Below are 15,301 nucleotides of genomic sequence, written 5' to 3'. Positions count from 1 at the left end.
GTCAAAGCCTGCCTTCTGGCGCATAAGGCGCCGGGTCGATGATAGGTGCGCGACCTTGCATCAAATCAGCAAGCAACTGGCAGGATGCAGGCGCCAGGACCAGACCGTTGCGGTAATGGCCACAATTGAGCCACAGCCCGTCAAATCCAGGCAGCGGGCCAATAAACGGAATACCTTCGGGCGAACTCGGGCGCAAACCGGCCCAGTGGCCAACCACTTGCGCATCAGCCAACGCAGGCAAAAGCTCCTCGGCCGAGGCTTTCAGGCTTTGCAGCGCGACGTCGGTAGGCGTTTTATCAAAGCCTTCATACTCCAGTGTGCTGCCGATCAGGATATGCCCATCACGGCGCGGGATCGCATAGCGTCCCTTGGCCAACACCATGCTCGGTAAAAAGTCATCAGCGCATTTGTACAGGATCATCTGCCCTTTGACCGGCTCCACCGGAAGCTCAATACCAATTGGCCGGAGCAGCTCGGCACTCCACGCACCTGCTGCCAACACAACCTGATCGGCCATGACCGCGCCCGAAACCGTTTGCACGCCAACCACTCGCTGGCCATCCCGGATAAAGCCGCTGACCGGACTGTGTTCCTTGATGCTGACATTGGGCAGTTGCAACAAGGCGGCACGCAACGCCTTGACCAACCTGGGATTGCGCACATTGGCCACACCCGGCATATGAATCGCCCGCTGATAGCCCATCCCTAAAGCCGGTACTTGTGCCTGGACATCAGTGATATCCACGGACCTGAGATTTTTTTGCGCAGCGCAGGCCCAAGCCAATGCCTCAGCTTCATCATCCAGATCCAACCAATACAAACCTGTTGAATGCACCTCAGGATCAATGCCCGTGGTCTCAAGCAGTTGCGCCCCCAAGCCTGGGTAAAAGTCCTGCGACCACTGCGCCAAGGCTGTTACCGCATCGCTGTATCGCCACGGGTAAAGCGGCGAGACGATGCCACCACCCGCCCAGGACGCCTCTGTACCAACGGCTGTCGAATCAAGCAAAACCACATCGCAGTGTTTTGCCAGATTCAGCGCAGACAAAAGACCGATAACACCACCACCAACGATTACAGCGACCACATCAGACTCCCAGAAGCATCTACCGCAAGATTCCAAGGAAGGGAAATTGCAATATGCATATTAAACAACAGCAAGGACTAAGCTTGCTTGAACTGCTCATAACACTCGTCGTTTTAGCAATTATTCTGAGTATCAGCCTTCCCGGGCTACAACGTATACAGCAGGCCAACGCCCTGTCCTCGTTCAGTGCCGAGCTAGTCAATTTTATACGCTTCACCCGCCACCAGGCATTGGCCAGGGGCAAACGGATAACAATGTGCCCGCTCGATGAGTCACAAAATTGCACCAAGGTTTGGGCAAAACAAATAAGCGTATTCGAAGACCTTGATGGCAATCGTAAACTAGACCCTAAGGACAGGCTGATGAAGGTGCTTGAGATCCCAGATCAGATTGATCTGAATTGGCGCGGAGTCGGCGCAGGTAAATCGCTGCATTTCAACGGTCGAGGAATCACATCAATCAGCAACGGCACATTTCGTCTCGGTGTGAAAACAAACGAGCAAAGACGCCACGTTATCGTTAGCCGACTCGGCAAAGTAAAAATCAAAAAAGTGACGCAGCCGACAAAATAATTCTGTGCGAAACCACTCATCCCTTTGCAACAGCCAGTCAGTAAACTGCTGATTGTAGCTATGATTGCGACTGATTAAGTTGCAGGCTCGGCAAAGGGGATACTCATGCAACGCGAACGCGGTTTCACCCTCATAGAACTTTTGGTCACGATTGTAGTGCTTGCAATCGTAGTCGCTGTTGCGGCGCCCAACATGAGTACATTCATTGTCTCCCAGAGCGTGAGCAGCCAATCCAGTGAATTACTGAATGCCTTGGCATTCGCTCGTACCGAGGCAACCAAACTTAACGCCAATGTCTCCGTCATACCCGCGACGAACAGCTCATCCGGCTGGAGCAACGGTTGGTGTGTAGGTCCAACCGACATGGCCAACTGCACCAGTGACAACGTCATCCGCAACTTCCAGTCGGCCAGCAGCGGCGTACAGATTACCGCGCCTTATCTGCAGTCGGCCAATCGCTTGACGTTTCGCCGTGACGGCACACTGCTTTCTGGGGTGAGTGCACAGGCATTCAAAATAACCTCTCCGAAACTCGAGGCCACGGGTACAAAAGCACGCTGCATCTATATTGGCGCAATCGGCAAGGCCTCCTACAAAAAGGTAAATCGTGATGATGACTGCTGAGATGCGGCGCTTTCAGAACGGCACATCGCTGATTGAAGCCCTGGTTACGCTCCTGGTATTCACTGTCGGCCTGCTGGGCTTTGCCGCTCTGCAGCTCAGTGCATTGCAGAGTTCAAGCGACAGTGGCTTTCGCACTCAAGCCACCTGGGTGGTGCAGGAGTTGGCTGAACGCATGCGCGCAAACCCCGATGCCGATGTTGCCGACTACACCGCAGCGGTCGACTGTGCAAGCTTACCCCCGCAGCGATGCAGCGACTATTTTGACCCACTGAGTGGCGCGAAAGTAAACGCCAGCAACTGTTCGGCCGCACAGATGGCCACATTTGATCGCTGGGAAGCCCAGTGCAGCTACGGTGCAACCGCTGCCTATGGAGCTAATGCCACAGCCGCAGACGCGCGCTACACCAGTCGCGACTTTCTGGGACCAGCAGCGGCAGGTGTTGCGCCTTTAGACATTGGCGCGAATGGCAACGTATTTACCATTACCGCGAACTGGCAAAGCAAATCCACGAACACCAGCGGCGCAACCCCAGAAAACATGTCCGGCACTGTGCAGGTTGAACGATGAGAAACCCACTAAAATATACAGCCAAGAACAGGCAGTCCGGCCTCAGCCTGGTTGAGTTGATGATTGGCATGGCCTTGGGCCTTATCCTGCTGCTGGGCGTGATTCAAGTTTTTCTCTCGAGCCGCCAAACCCTTGCTGTCAATGACGCGATGTCAAAGCTTCAAGAGAATGGGCGCTTTGGCCTGGAGTTCATTTCGCAAAGCGCGCGCATTGCAGGCTATACCTCACCCGGCACGCCCCTGAGCAAACCCTTCCCCATCGAACCTCGCAACTGTGCACTCAACAGTGGCACCGCCTGTTCGGCAAATGGCGGGGGCAATGTCTCTGACACTGTCAGCTTTACCTTTGAACCCCCTTCTATCGATGGTGCAAAGCGCGACTGCGCTGGCGTGGTTATACCGGATAACCAGATCATCATTAACACCTACTTCATTGCCGCGCCGGATGCCAATAATCCCTCGCCGGCGCTGGCCTGCCGATCCTTCAATCGCACGACAAATCAGCCAGTCAGCCCGACCTCGCGCCTGATTGACGGGGTTGAGAATATGCAGGTGCTATACGGGATAGATGCAGGAGGCGACTCCACCAGCGTCAATCAATTCGTATCAGCAGATCGCGTAACTAACTGGGGCAAGGTCCTTTCGGTGCGTATTGCACTGCTGGCAACCTCCGTAGACACAATCAGCCCTCCCCCACCTGTTCGTAACTTTTACCTGCTCGATGCACCACCGATTGCACCTGATGACGGACTGGCACGACAGATTTTCACTACCACCATCCAGCTGAAAAACATCTAGAGATATCATTATGAAAATCACTCAACACTCTCTAGAGCAGCAGCAAGGTGCAACCCTATTAGTGGCACTTATCTTTCTGGTTGTACTGACAGTTGCCGGTATAACCGCTGCACGCTTCGCCACCAACGAAGAACGAATGGCCAGCAGCAATCAGTTTCGCAATACCGCCTTTCAGTTAGCGCAAACCGAAATAAGATCGCAGATGGCATTTTTTGGCAACCAAGCCAACCGGGGACAATTACAAACGGCAATCGACCTCACTAAAGCTAATGCGGCGGCTGAACCGAATGCGACATTAAGGCAACGCTTCCCGGATCTGAGAGTGTTCACTAATTTAACGGCATTAACCACCGCCCCAGGCCTCACCCAAGCTAATCAGTTGCGCAGCATGGGCAAACTCGACTGCGCAGCATACGGCGAGGGTTATTCTTTCGACGCCTACACCTGCCAGCAATATGAATTGAAAGCACGCTCAACAATAGCCGACAGCGCTTACTCTGATCAGACTCAGGGTTTTGTTTTCTTCAACCTTAAATAAGGACAAGACCCTTAATGAAAAAATTAATTGCACTCATTGGCCTGATCCTTACAACTGCAGCATTAGCCACCAGCTCAAATGCTGATGATAAAGAGCCGCAATATATTGAAAGCGCCGTATTTATTTTAAACATTAAAAACTCAGCATCAGGAAGTGTTGACGGCACCGTACTAGCGACACCCTGCACTGGCTGTGCACCACTGACACTAAAGTTAGATAACAACACAGTAGTTTATTTAAACGGCAAGCCCGTGGAATACAATCAACTGGGCCTCAAAATTGACTGGCAAGGCTCTGTGTTTTACACACCGTCTCGCATTCCGGTTGCAACTGAACTTTTTTTGAATCAAAACTGAGGACTCGTCCATGAGCCTGAAACGTAAACTCGCAATCGGCGCCTCAGCCTTTACCTATTTAGCCTTATCACTCAGCACTGCACTGGCGGATGACACCGAAATTTATACCACCCGCGATCTTCCGGCAGATCAGCGGGTCAGGCCAAACATTCTATTTTTGATTGACACTTCAGGCTCAATGCAGAGCGGCGTACCCGGTACTGACTGCGACAGCCTCACACCTATTTACAATGACAGGAATGGTATGCCCCGGGACTGGTGTACCAGCACCGAAGGACGGAGCAACAAGAATAACAATGGCCAACTCACACGTTTACAAGTTGTAAAACAAGTCGTCAACCAATTAGTCGACGAACTCGCGATCACCGATGATTCAAATATCGGACTGGCACGCTTTAGTTCTGACAACGAAGGCGGGTTTATCAATAACCCTGTCAAGCAGGCCAGCACTGTTGCCAACTCGTTCAAATCGAACCTTTCCAGCTACTATGCAAGTGGATCAACGCCTTTACTTGAGAGTTACCATGAAGCCGTACAATATATGCGCGGCAGCAATCTCATTTATGGCAACAGCTCCCGTGGCGTCTATGAGAATGGTACAGGCTCGACTTCACGCAACAAAACCATTAACAGCGGCTCTCGAAATGGCAACACTTATATATCGCCCATTACAAATTCATGCCAGAAATCCAACATCATTGTACTGACCGACGGCTTGCCCAACGGAGACAGTAGCAGTAACAACACCATCTCCAGCTTGGTAAGAACCGGGGTCGCCAACACCCAGTACACATCATGCAACCGCGGCTACCCGACTGACGGTGAAAGCAATGCGGGTTGCTGGATGCCAGGCTTGGCAGAATGGATGGCCAATAACGATAGCGGCCCTGCCTCATTGACTGGCAACCAGACAGTATCGACCTACACCATTGGCTTCGGCCACATCAGCGACACTCGACTGCTACAAGACACAGCTACATACGGTCAGGGGAAATTCTTTGTCACCTCTGATACATCTGGCCTGGTCAGCTCCTTGAAATCCATCGTTACCGATATTCTGGCCGAAAACACCACCTTCACCACACCAACAGTTTCGGTGAGTGCCTACAGTAACTTTGGTTATCGCAATGATCTTTATTACGCCCTTTTTCGTCCGGCTGAGGGTGCTCGCTGGGTCGGCAACGTCAAGAAATATAAAGCCACCACCGTCAATGGCGACCTGGTCGTCACCGACAGCAGGGGGCAAAATGCGATCGATTCCAGCACAGGCTTTTTTAGCGATAGCGCCCAAAGCTTTTGGAGTCCGTCCGTTGATGGCAAAAACGCCGAAGCGGGTGGTGCAGCCAGCCACTTGAGCAACCCATCGACCCGAAATATATACACCTATACGGGCAGTAACCTCGAGCCCAGTGCAACCCCTTCCCCTGTCAACTTGACCACCAGCGCGAATCTGCTGACGACAAACAACAGCGCTATCACCAAGGCCATGCTCGGTGACAGCGCAATGTCCAATACCCAGAAAACCAACATTCTGACTTGGGCACGGGGAACCAACCCGGCAGATAACTCGGTTCGCTACCAGATCGGCGATATTCTGCATAACACCCCCAAAGTCGTCGCTTACACCAGCGATGAAGACCTGACCCGGGCTAACACCAGTAACAACCAGGATAAACTGGCGCTGTTCTATGGCACCAACGAAGGCTTCATTGGCGCAATCAATCCTGAGACAGGCGCTGAGTATTTTTCATTCGTGCCTAAAGAACTGCTGGGCAACCTAAAGGCCTATTACGAAGACCCACAGGGCAGCGTTAATAAGAAATACGGTATTGATGGACAGTTCGACCTGAAAGTTAGCTATGGCAATGTTAATCAAACGACCAAGTTGCGCACGGTAACTGCAGTGAACTTATATGCGGGTATGGGCCGTGGTGGTCGTAACTATTATTCCTTGGACGTAACACCCAACACAGCGGGCAACCCATCGTCCATCAGCCCTAAACTGAATTGGGTCATCCGTGGCGGCGCAAGCATAGGCTTTGCTCGCCTGGGCCAAACCTGGTCGACACCTAAAGTTGCCAAGGTCAATTGGAATGGCAATGCGAAAGACGTACTGATTTTCACTGGTGGATATGACCCTATCCAAGACAACGACACCACACCGGACCTGCCCAAAAAAGATTCTTATGGCAATGCGCTTTATGTGGTTGACGCCGCGACAGGACAAAAACTGTGGATGGCTGGTCCTAGCGGGGATACCGATGCCAACCTGAAGCTAGCAACCATGACCAACAGCATGCCCGCTGACCCAACCCTGGTTGACCTGGGCGGCGATGGTTTGATCGATACCATCTTCACCTCCGATACCCGCGGTCAAATCTTTCGCTTCGATATCAAGTCCAACAACACTGGAGCCGGCAACTTTGCAACCGGTGGTCGAATTGCCAATATTGCTGGCACTGATCAGTTGAACAACCGTCGTTTCTACAACAAACCAGACGTTTCTCTGATCAAAGAGCGCGGCGGAAAAACCTATTTCACCATCAGCATCGGTTCTGGCTAGCATCGGTTCTGGCTATCGCGGCCACCCATTGAGCGAAGCAGCCATTGATCGCTTCTATGTAATCAAAGATACGAACGTATACGCCGCACCATCGACCTACACCTCGATAACAGAAAGCAATCTGACCGACGTTAGTAGCGTTAATTTGTCGACCAGCCAGGCGGCAGATCTGCAGCGCCAAATCGATGTAAAACGTGCTGAAATCGATGCACTTACCGCCAACGAGACATCGGCGCGGGAAAGCTTCAGTAACTATCAAAGCTCTATCGGCTACACCGCCAAGGCAGAGCAGTTGCTGACGACCAATGCCAGCATTAACCAGAAACAAAGTGCAATTGATGCAATTCTAACGAACGATCCATACGTCACAGCGCATGCAGAAGAAGCGGATCAGCAAACGCAGTTGCACAGCCTGACAGTAGTTGCCCAGGATGGCCTGAAACAAATATCCGACCTGCAGCCGACCACTGCCGAAGCCTCGGCATTCAAAGCCGCTCAGTTGCAAAATGATGATGCCACCGACTGGGGCGCCATTCAGGCCAGATTAACGGCTCTAACCACGTCACCTGCGCTGGAAAATGACTACAACGCGATTATTGCCAAGCAACAACAGATCATTGAGACCAGAGCAGTAGACGGCGACACCACAGCACTTGAAGCTGAGTTGGACACTCTGAACGACAATTATCAAAACTCGTCAGATGTTATGGCTCGCGCCGAAGTCGTTGACCAAGCAGCCGCAATCAACGCCGCCATGACTGAGGTCAAGTCGCTACAGCAGGAAGCCTTCAATGCCTATAACTCAAGCGACATAGCCACAGGCGATGCAAAGAAAGCGCAACTAGCGTCCAAGCAAGCAGAACTCGAAGCATTGCTTGCCGGTTTGCCCGCGGCACCAAGCGGTATAGATAACACCGCCTTACTGGCGCAAACGGTAGCAGCTGACCAAGCTGCACTTGAAGAGGTCAGTTCTCCCCTGGTGACTCAGGCTCAACTGCTGCAAACGCTGCAAAGCGAGCGCCTGGCGCTAGCTGGTGTGGCCTCCGGACTACAAGCTGATATCCAAGCCCTTGCTGATACCGCCTACGACCCAAGTAGCAATGTGCTTACAGCAACCGAATTGGCCGATGCAACCGCCAATGACGCAGTTGCTCCGTTGACCATGTTTGATGCCTACAACTACTTGATCAACAAGGCCCAGGCGATAGCTGCGGCGCAAATACCGGGCAAACGCACTGAGATCAATGACTTGTATGCTCAGCTCACCCCAGGCGACGACTACACGCCTGATGCAACTACATTAGCCAACAGCAGCGGCTGGTTTATAAGCTTTCCGGCAGGTGAGAAAGTATTGGCGAACTCGACGACCTTCGCTGGAGCTGTATTGTTCACTACCTTCCGGCCTAACGGATCGCAAGTGACAACCTGCGGCCCTGACGTTGGTAGCGGTCGCTTCTACGCCTTGAACATTACGGACGCAAGCGCGGTGTTTACCCAGACCATATCTGGAACCAAAACACCCAAGCGCAGCTTTGACCTCACCCACGGCGGTATTCCTTCTGTGCCTGCAACTGTATTAAGCGATGGCAATGCCGTAGGCTTGCTTTGCGGTGCCGAGAGCTGCCTAAAGGACCGTGGCGATGGCGATGAAGAGGGTGATATAGCCTGCGCTGAAGGCGAAAAACTCTGTGAAATCAAGAACCCAATTCGCGGTCTGTATTGGAGAGAGAATTAATGTCTAGGCAAAAGGGTTTTACCCTGATGGAGCTGATGATCGTCGTCGCGATCATCGGAATTTTGAGTGCGATTGCTTACCCGAGCTATCAGAACTATGTCTTGCGCAGCGGCCGCTCAGATGGGCAGGCGTGGCTGATGCGCATCATGCAGGCGCAGGAGCGTTTCTATTCACAAAACCAGACCTACACTACGAATCTGGGCGCAGGTGGACTGGCAATGGCCGGTAACGCAAACGCTGCTGTAATCTCGGAAGACCAGCGCTACAGCATTACAGCTGCCGCCTGCGCCAACGTAACAATAGCCAACTGCGTGATGCTAAGTGCAGCGCCTCGCGGTGCCCAGGCCCGAGATAACGAGTGCGGCACCCTAACCCTCAACAGTCGCGGAACCAAAGGTGAAAGCGGTACCGCCGCCAGCTTCCAAGACTGCTGGTAAGCGCAAAACTACCAATAAAACAGCGCACTGTGTGCGGTTTTTTATTGGAGAAATTAGCGGAACAACAAAACCTGCTTCACCCGCAACTCTTTGGGCATCGAGAAGGTTACGTTCTCGGGTCGGCCGAGGAGTTCGCTTTCGCCGGTTGCACCCCAGGCGTGCAACTGGGCGATAACCCCGCGCACCAGGACCTCTGGTGCCGAGGCGCCGGCGGTGATGCCGATGCCATCCACACCCGCAAACCACTCTTGCTTGAGGTCTTCGGCGCCGTCGATCAGGTAGGCTGGCGTGCCCATGCGCTCTGCCAACTCGCGCAGGCGGTTGGAGTTGGAGCTGTTGGGGCTGCCGACGACCAACAACACATCGCATTCGGCAGCCAGCTGTTTGACAGCATCCTGGCGGTTTTGCGTGGCATAGCAGATATCGTCTTTGCGCGGTCCACCAATCGCCGGGAATTTACTGCGCAAGGCGTCGATGACTTTACTGGTGTCGTCCATCGACAGCGTCGTTTGAGTGACGAAAGCCAGGGCATCCGGATTGCGCACTTCAAGCTTTTCGACGTCTTTCTCGTCTTCGACCAGGTAGATAGCCCCGCCATTGCTGTCGTCGTACTGGCCCATGGTGCCTTCGACTTCAGGATGTCCGGCATGACCGATAAGAATGCATTCACGCCCTTCCCGGCTATAGCGCCCCACTTCCATATGCACTTTGGTCACCAGCGGGCAGGTCGCATCAAAGACCTTTAGCCCGCGACGGTCTGCTTCGGCACGCACAGTCTGGGATACGCCGTGAGCACTGAAGATAACGATCACATCGTCTGGCACCTGGTCCAGTTCTTCGACAAATACTGCCCCGCGCGCGCGCAAATCCTCGACCACGAACTTGTTATGCACCACTTCATGACGCACATAGATCGGCGGCGAAAAGACTTCCAGGGCACGGTTCACAATCTCAATAGCACGGTCGACACCGGCACAGAAGCCACGTGGGTTAGCGAGTTTGATCTGCATATTGGCCTCGTTGCGCCGTGCGATTGAATTGATACGGAATGCCCAGTTTAACGCCGAGTGACGGCCTGTTTGCAGGCAGGCACCTTACAGATGCCCGCCCCCGATGCCTGATTAGAGCGCCTTGACCTCGATGATTTCAACATCAAAACTCAGGGTTTTACCGGCTAGGGGATGGTTGAAGTCGATCGTTACCTGGGCATCATCAAACTCTTTGACCACACCCGGCAGCTCGGCGTTGGCTGCATCATTGAAAATAATCAGCAAGCCTGGGGACAAATCCATGCCCTCGAACTGGCTGCGCGGCATCACCTGCAGGTTTTGCGGGTTTGGCTGGCCAAAGCCCTGCTCCGGCAGGATTTCAATGCTGCGCTTGTCGCCAGCCTTGAACCCGAACAGGGCCGCTTCAAAGCCCGGCAGCAGGTTGCCGTCACCCACCTTGAAGGTGGCGGGTTGCTTGTCAAAGGTACTGTCGACCACGTCGCCGTTTTCCAGCTTTATGGCGAAATGCAGAGTCACTTGCCGGTCCGGGCCAATACGTACATCAGACATCCGCTTGCTCCTCGGACTTTTTACTTTTGAACATGTCCAGCCCCAACAGGATTGCACCTACAGTGATTGCGCTGTCAGCAAAGTTGAATGCAGGAAAGTGCCAACGGTTTTGCCAGTGCACCAGAATAAAATCGACCACATGGCCCAACACGATACGGTCGAACAGATTGCCGACAGCACCGCCCAAGACCAGCGATAGAGCCACCGCAAGCAGGGTTTCATCGGCTTTGAGGCGCTTCAACCAGACCACCAGAACCACACTCACTACAATCGCAATTGCAGCAAAGAACCAGCGCTGCCAGCCAGACTCGGCAGCAAGAAAGCTAAAGGCCGCTCCCTTGTTGTAGGCCAGCGTCCAACTGAACAAATCAGGAATCACCACGATTTGCTGGTACATGCTCAAGGTGTTGTCGAAATAGAACTTGCTGGCCTGATCGATGACGAACACCAAGAGCGCCAACCACAGCCAGGCAAGCCGCCCAAAGCGGCTTGAGACATTAGGCATAATGACGAACCTCGCCCGCGCCTTCGATGTTATCGACACAGCGACCACAGATCTCCGGATGGGCCGGGTTCACGCCCACGTCTTCGCGGTGGTGCCAGCAGCGACCGCACTTGGCATGAGTCGACTTGACCACTTTCAGCTTCAGGCCAGCCACTTCAGTTTCTACCGCATCGGCTGGCGCAGCGCTGAGTGGAGCCAGGCTTGCCGTCGAGGTGATCAGCACAAAGCGCAGCTCGTTGCCGAGCTTGTTCAAGTCAGCAATCAGGCTGTCTTCACCGTATACAGTCACTTCAGCCTGCAGGTTGCCACCAATGGCTTTTTCCTTGCGCTGGTTTTCCAGCTCTTTGTTGACCGCAACCTTGACCGCCATGACCCGTTCCCAGAATTCGCGGTTCATTTCCACGTCTTGTGATTGCTCGGTCAGGCCTTGGTACCAGCCGTTGAGCATCACCGACTCGTTACGCTCGCCCGGCAGGTACTGCCAGATTTCATCGGCGGTGAATGCCAGGATTGGTGCAATCCAGCGAACCAGCGCTTCGGCGATGTGGAACAGGGCTGTCTGGCAAGAGCGGCGCGCAACACTATTGGCCGCCGTGGTGTATTGGCGATCCTTGATGATGTCGAGGTAGAAACCGCCCAACTCCTGCACGCAGAAGTTGTGCACCTTCTGGTACACATTCCAGAAACGGTAGCTGTCGTAGGCTTCCTCGATTTCACGCTGCAATAGCAAGGCGCGATCCAGAGCCCAGCGATCCAGCGCAAGCATTTCATCGACTGGCAATGCGTGCTCGGCTGGGTCAAAACCGCTGAGGTTTGAGAGCAGGAAGCGCGCAGTGTTACGGATACGACGGTAGGAGTCAGCGCTGCGCTGCAGGATGACGTTAGACACCGCCATCTCACCAGAGTAATCGGTCGACGACACCCACAGACGCATGATGTCTGCGCCCAGGCTGTCGTTGACTTGCTGCGGCGCAACCACATTGCCCAGCGACTTGGACATCTTGCGGCCATTTTCATCGACCACAAAGCCGTGCGTCAGCAGTTCCTTGTAAGGCGCATGCCCATCGATTGCACAACCAGTGAGCAACGAAGAATGGAACCAGCCGCGGTGTTGGTCAGAGCCTTCCAGATACAGGTCCGCACGCGGGCCAGAGGTGTGACCCAAGGCATGTGAACCACGCAGCACATGCCAGTGTGTGGTGCCCGAGTCGAACCAGACGTCCAGCGTGTCGCTGATCTTGTCGTACTGCGCTGCTTCATCTCCGAGCAACTCGCTTGCATCGAGCTTGAACCAGGCCTCGATACCTTCGACCTCGATGCGCTTGGCCACTTCTTCCATCAGCTCAGCGGTGCGCGGGTGCAGGTCGCCGCTTTCCTTGTGCAGGAAGAACGGAATCGGCACGCCCCAGTTACGCTGACGCGAGATGCACCAGTCAGGACGGCCGGCAATCATGCTGTGCAGACGCGCCTGGCCCCAGGCTGGCACAAACTCGGTTTGTTCAATTGCCCCCAGCGCGCGCTCACGCAGCGTGCCGCCTTCATTGGGTTGCTTGTCCATACCGACGAACCACTGCGCAGTCGCACGGTAGATCAGCGGTGTCTTGTGGCGCCAGCAATGCATGTAGCTGTGCTGGATTGGCTGGTGCTTGAGCAAAGCGCCCACTTCATCGAGCTTGGCGACGATATTCGGGTTGGCCTTCCAGATGAACTGGCCACCGAAGAATGGCAGCGATTCAACATAGACGCCGTTGCTCTGCACAGGGCTGAGGATATCGTCGTTGCTCATGCCGTAGCCTTTGCACGAACGGAAGTCGTCCTCGCCATAGGCCGGAGCGGAGTGAACGATACCGGTACCGGAGCCCATCTCGACGTAATCAGCCAGATACACAGGCGATAAACGCTCGTAGAACGGATGGCGGAAACGAATCAGTTCCAGCGCCTCGCCCTTGGCGGTAGCAATGACGCTGCCCTGCAGGCCGTAACGCTCAAGACTGCTTTCTACCAGTTCTTCACCGAGCAGCAGCAACTTGTCGCCGACATCAACCAGTGCGTAGTTGAACTCGGGATGAACGTTGAGCGCCTGGTTGGCCGGGATGGTCCATGGCGTGGTGGTCCAGATAACAATGCTGGCAGGCTTTGGCAGGCCGCCCAAGCCGAATGCAGCGGCCAGCTTATCGTTGTCTTCACAGGCAAAGGCGACGTCGATGGCGTCGGACTTTTTATCCTGATACTCAACTTCAGCCTCGGCCAGGGCCGAGCCGCAATCGAAACACCAGTTGACTGGTTTCAGGCCTTTGAAGACAAAACCTTGCTTGACCATCTCAGCCAGAGCGCGCACTTCACCGGCTTCATTGGCGAAATCCATGGTGCGGTAAGGCTTTTCCCAGTCACCAAGCACACCGAGGCGGATGAAATCGGCTTTCTGGCCTTCGATCTGCTCGCCCGCATAGGTGCGGCAACGCTCACGGGTGAGATCGGCGGGCTGGGTCTTTCCGCACGTGGTCTCGACCTTGTGCTCGATCGGCAGGCCGTGGCAATCCCAACCCGGAACGTAAGGCGCATCATAGCCGGCCAGGGTTTTCGAGCGGGTGATGATGTCCTTGAGAATCTTGTTGACCGCATGACCGATGTGAATGCTGCCGTTGGCGTATGGAGGGCCATCGTGCAGCACGAACTTTGGACGGCCTTCGCCCAGCTCGCGCAGTTTCTGATACAGGTTGATGTCGTTCCAGCGCTTCAGGGTTTCCGGCTCGCGCGTCGGCAGGCCAGCCTTCATCGGGAACTTGGTATCAGGCAGGTTTAGCGTGGCTTTATAGTCGGTCATCTCGGCTCTTCACTTAAGCGGTTGGCCCTGCCAATGGGCACGGGCGGCGGCAATATCGGCAGCAATTGCCGTCTTCAGCGCCTCAAGAGAGGCAAATCGCTGCTCATCACGCAGCTTGTGGTGGAACGCCACCGTCAAACGCCGGCCATAGACATCACCGGCAAAATCCAAAAGGTGCACCTCAAGGTGGGCGCGACCATCACTGTCCACACTGGGCCGTACGCCGATGTTGGCAACCCCGGGCCAGGTCTTACCGTCAATTTCAGTGCTGACCAGATAAACCCCGGTCAGCGGCACACGATGGCGCTTGAGCTGAATATTCGCGGTTGGCGCATTCAGTTGGCGCCCCAGCTTCTTGCCGTGCAACACGCGCCCCGCGATCTGGAATGGTCGCCCCAGCAAGTGCTCTGCAAGGCTGAAGTCAGCGTTTTGCAGCGCCTCACGAACCCGCGTACTGCTGACACGGATGCCATCAAGCTCAACTGTGGTCGCGGCCTCGACACTGAAGCCTTCGCGCTTGGCGGCGGCGGACAAAAACGCAAAATCACCGGCACGATCACAACCGAAGCGAAAGTCGTCACCCACTTCCAAGTGACGCACGCCCAGGCCTTCAACCAGCACCTTGTGCACAAACTCTGCGGCGCTCAGCTCACGCAAACGGCGATTGAACGCCAGGCACAATACCCGATCAACCCCTTCAGCCGCCAACAGTGCGAGCTTGTCACGCAAGCGGGTCAGCCGTGCCGGCGCTGTATCCGGACCAAAAAACTCACGGGGTTGTGGTTCAAAAATCACCACGCAGCTGGGTACGCCAAGCTCTGCGGCTCGCTCGCGCAAACGCGCCAAAATAGCCTGATGGCCACGATGGACGCCGTCGAAATTACCAATGGTGGCAACACAGTCCCGATGCTGGGGGCGCAGATTGTGTAGGCCTCGTACCAGCTGCATAACGCGCTTCTTGCTCATAAAGTGGTCGATTATACGCATACCCGACCGCAGACAACAGGCAACAACGTCGCAGCAGATCAGAAATCTGCTACTCAATTAACCCGGTTTCGGTTCTTCGAACGGACAAGCGTGAGTAAAAAACGTTACCCGCTCCATCACTGCCAACAAACAACCTTGCTCCGCGCCCT

Annotated in this window: 15 protein-coding genes; 9 read left to right on the top strand and 6 right to left on the bottom strand. The window is 54.6% G+C overall.

The features are described 5' to 3' along the window. Position 1: 1 nt before the first annotated feature. Positions 2-1,087: a glycine oxidase ThiO gene (gene thiO / locus PSES9_RS0119235; protein WP_010489690.1), complete on the bottom strand. Its 1,086-nt coding sequence runs from the start codon at positions 1,085-1,087 to the stop codon at positions 2-4. 53 nt (positions 1,088-1,140) lie between these two features. Between thiO and PSES9_RS0119230 the strand changes: the two genes are divergently transcribed. The 9 genes from PSES9_RS0119230 to PSES9_RS0119195 all read left to right on the top strand — a co-directional run bounded on the left by PSES9_RS0119230 (position 1,141) and on the right by PSES9_RS0119195 (position 9,277). Beyond that, positions 1,141-1,659: a GspH/FimT family pseudopilin gene (locus PSES9_RS0119230; RefSeq protein ID WP_010489688.1), complete on the top strand. Its 519-nt coding sequence runs from the start codon at positions 1,141-1,143 to the stop codon at positions 1,657-1,659. A 105-nt stretch (positions 1,660-1,764) separates the two neighbouring features. Beyond that, on the top strand, positions 1,765-2,283 hold the full coding sequence (locus tag PSES9_RS0119225) for a GspH/FimT family pseudopilin (protein ID WP_010489686.1): 519 nt from the start codon (positions 1,765-1,767) through the stop codon (positions 2,281-2,283). Then, positions 2,270-2,851 (top strand): type IV pilus modification protein PilV, encoded by a 582-nt coding sequence (gene pilV, locus PSES9_RS0119220; protein WP_010489685.1) that lies wholly within the window; start codon positions 2,270-2,272, stop codon positions 2,849-2,851. The genes PSES9_RS0119225 and pilV overlap by 14 nt, the downstream gene beginning before the upstream one ends. Beyond that, the gene (locus PSES9_RS0119215; RefSeq protein WP_010489684.1) at positions 2,848-3,648 is read left to right on the top strand and encodes a PilW family protein; all 801 of its coding nucleotides are present in this window, start codon (positions 2,848-2,850) and stop codon (positions 3,646-3,648) included. The genes pilV and PSES9_RS0119215 overlap by 4 nt, the downstream gene beginning before the upstream one ends. A 10-nt stretch (positions 3,649-3,658) precedes the next feature. Continuing rightward, a complete protein-coding gene (locus tag PSES9_RS24370) occupies positions 3,659-4,186 on the top strand; it encodes a pilus assembly PilX family protein (protein WP_010489683.1) in 528 nt (175 codons plus the stop codon). 14 nt (positions 4,187-4,200) lie between these two features. After that, positions 4,201-4,542: a hypothetical protein gene (locus tag PSES9_RS0119205; RefSeq protein ID WP_010489682.1), complete on the top strand. Its 342-nt coding sequence runs from the start codon at positions 4,201-4,203 to the stop codon at positions 4,540-4,542. A gap of 10 nt (positions 4,543-4,552) precedes the next feature. Then, entirely contained in the window at positions 4,553-7,105 is a 2,553-nt protein-coding gene (locus PSES9_RS23945; RefSeq protein WP_010489681.1) for a pilus assembly protein, read from the top strand. A 28-nt stretch (positions 7,106-7,133) separates the two neighbouring features. Beyond that, positions 7,134-8,840 carry a hypothetical protein gene (locus PSES9_RS23940; RefSeq protein WP_010489680.1) on the top strand — a complete coding sequence of 569 codons (1,707 nt, stop codon included), beginning with the start codon at positions 7,134-7,136 and terminating at the stop codon, positions 8,838-8,840. After that, entirely contained in the window at positions 8,840-9,277 is a 438-nt protein-coding gene (locus tag PSES9_RS0119195) for a type IV pilin protein (protein WP_010489679.1), read from the top strand. Before PSES9_RS23940 ends, PSES9_RS0119195 begins: the two co-directional genes overlap by 1 nt. 53 nt (positions 9,278-9,330) lie before the next feature. On the opposite strand, the gene ispH is transcribed toward PSES9_RS0119195, so the two are convergent. The 5 genes from ispH to ribF form a co-directional block, all read right to left on the bottom strand. Further along, positions 9,331-10,287 carry a 4-hydroxy-3-methylbut-2-enyl diphosphate reductase gene (gene ispH, locus PSES9_RS0119190; RefSeq protein ID WP_010489678.1) on the bottom strand — a complete coding sequence of 319 codons (957 nt, stop codon included), beginning with the start codon at positions 10,285-10,287 and terminating at the stop codon, positions 9,331-9,333. Between the two features lie 111 nt (positions 10,288-10,398). Continuing rightward, the gene (locus tag PSES9_RS0119185) at positions 10,399-10,836 is read right to left on the bottom strand and encodes an FKBP-type peptidyl-prolyl cis-trans isomerase (protein WP_010489677.1); all 438 of its coding nucleotides are present in this window, start codon (positions 10,834-10,836) and stop codon (positions 10,399-10,401) included. Then, the gene (gene lspA, locus PSES9_RS0119180; RefSeq protein WP_010489676.1) at positions 10,829-11,341 is read right to left on the bottom strand and encodes a signal peptidase II; all 513 of its coding nucleotides are present in this window, start codon (positions 11,339-11,341) and stop codon (positions 10,829-10,831) included. The genes PSES9_RS0119185 and lspA overlap by 8 nt, the downstream gene beginning before the upstream one ends. Then, complete coding sequence (ileS, locus tag PSES9_RS0119175) at positions 11,334-14,165, bottom strand: isoleucine--tRNA ligase (protein WP_010489675.1); 2,832 nt, start codon at positions 14,163-14,165, stop codon at positions 11,334-11,336. The genes lspA and ileS overlap by 8 nt, the downstream gene beginning before the upstream one ends. A gap of 9 nt (positions 14,166-14,174) precedes the next feature. After that, positions 14,175-15,113: a bifunctional riboflavin kinase/FAD synthetase gene (gene ribF / locus PSES9_RS0119170; protein WP_010489674.1), complete on the bottom strand. Its 939-nt coding sequence runs from the start codon at positions 15,111-15,113 to the stop codon at positions 14,175-14,177. Between the last annotated feature and the right edge of the window lie 188 nt (positions 15,114-15,301).

Origin of the sequence: Pseudomonas sp. S9 (assembly GCF_000222125.1) — a bacterium.
In the GTDB taxonomy this organism is placed as follows: Bacteria; Pseudomonadota; Gammaproteobacteria; order Pseudomonadales; family Pseudomonadaceae; genus Aquipseudomonas; species Aquipseudomonas segetis.
This window is presented reverse-complemented; position numbering and strand designations above follow the sequence as displayed.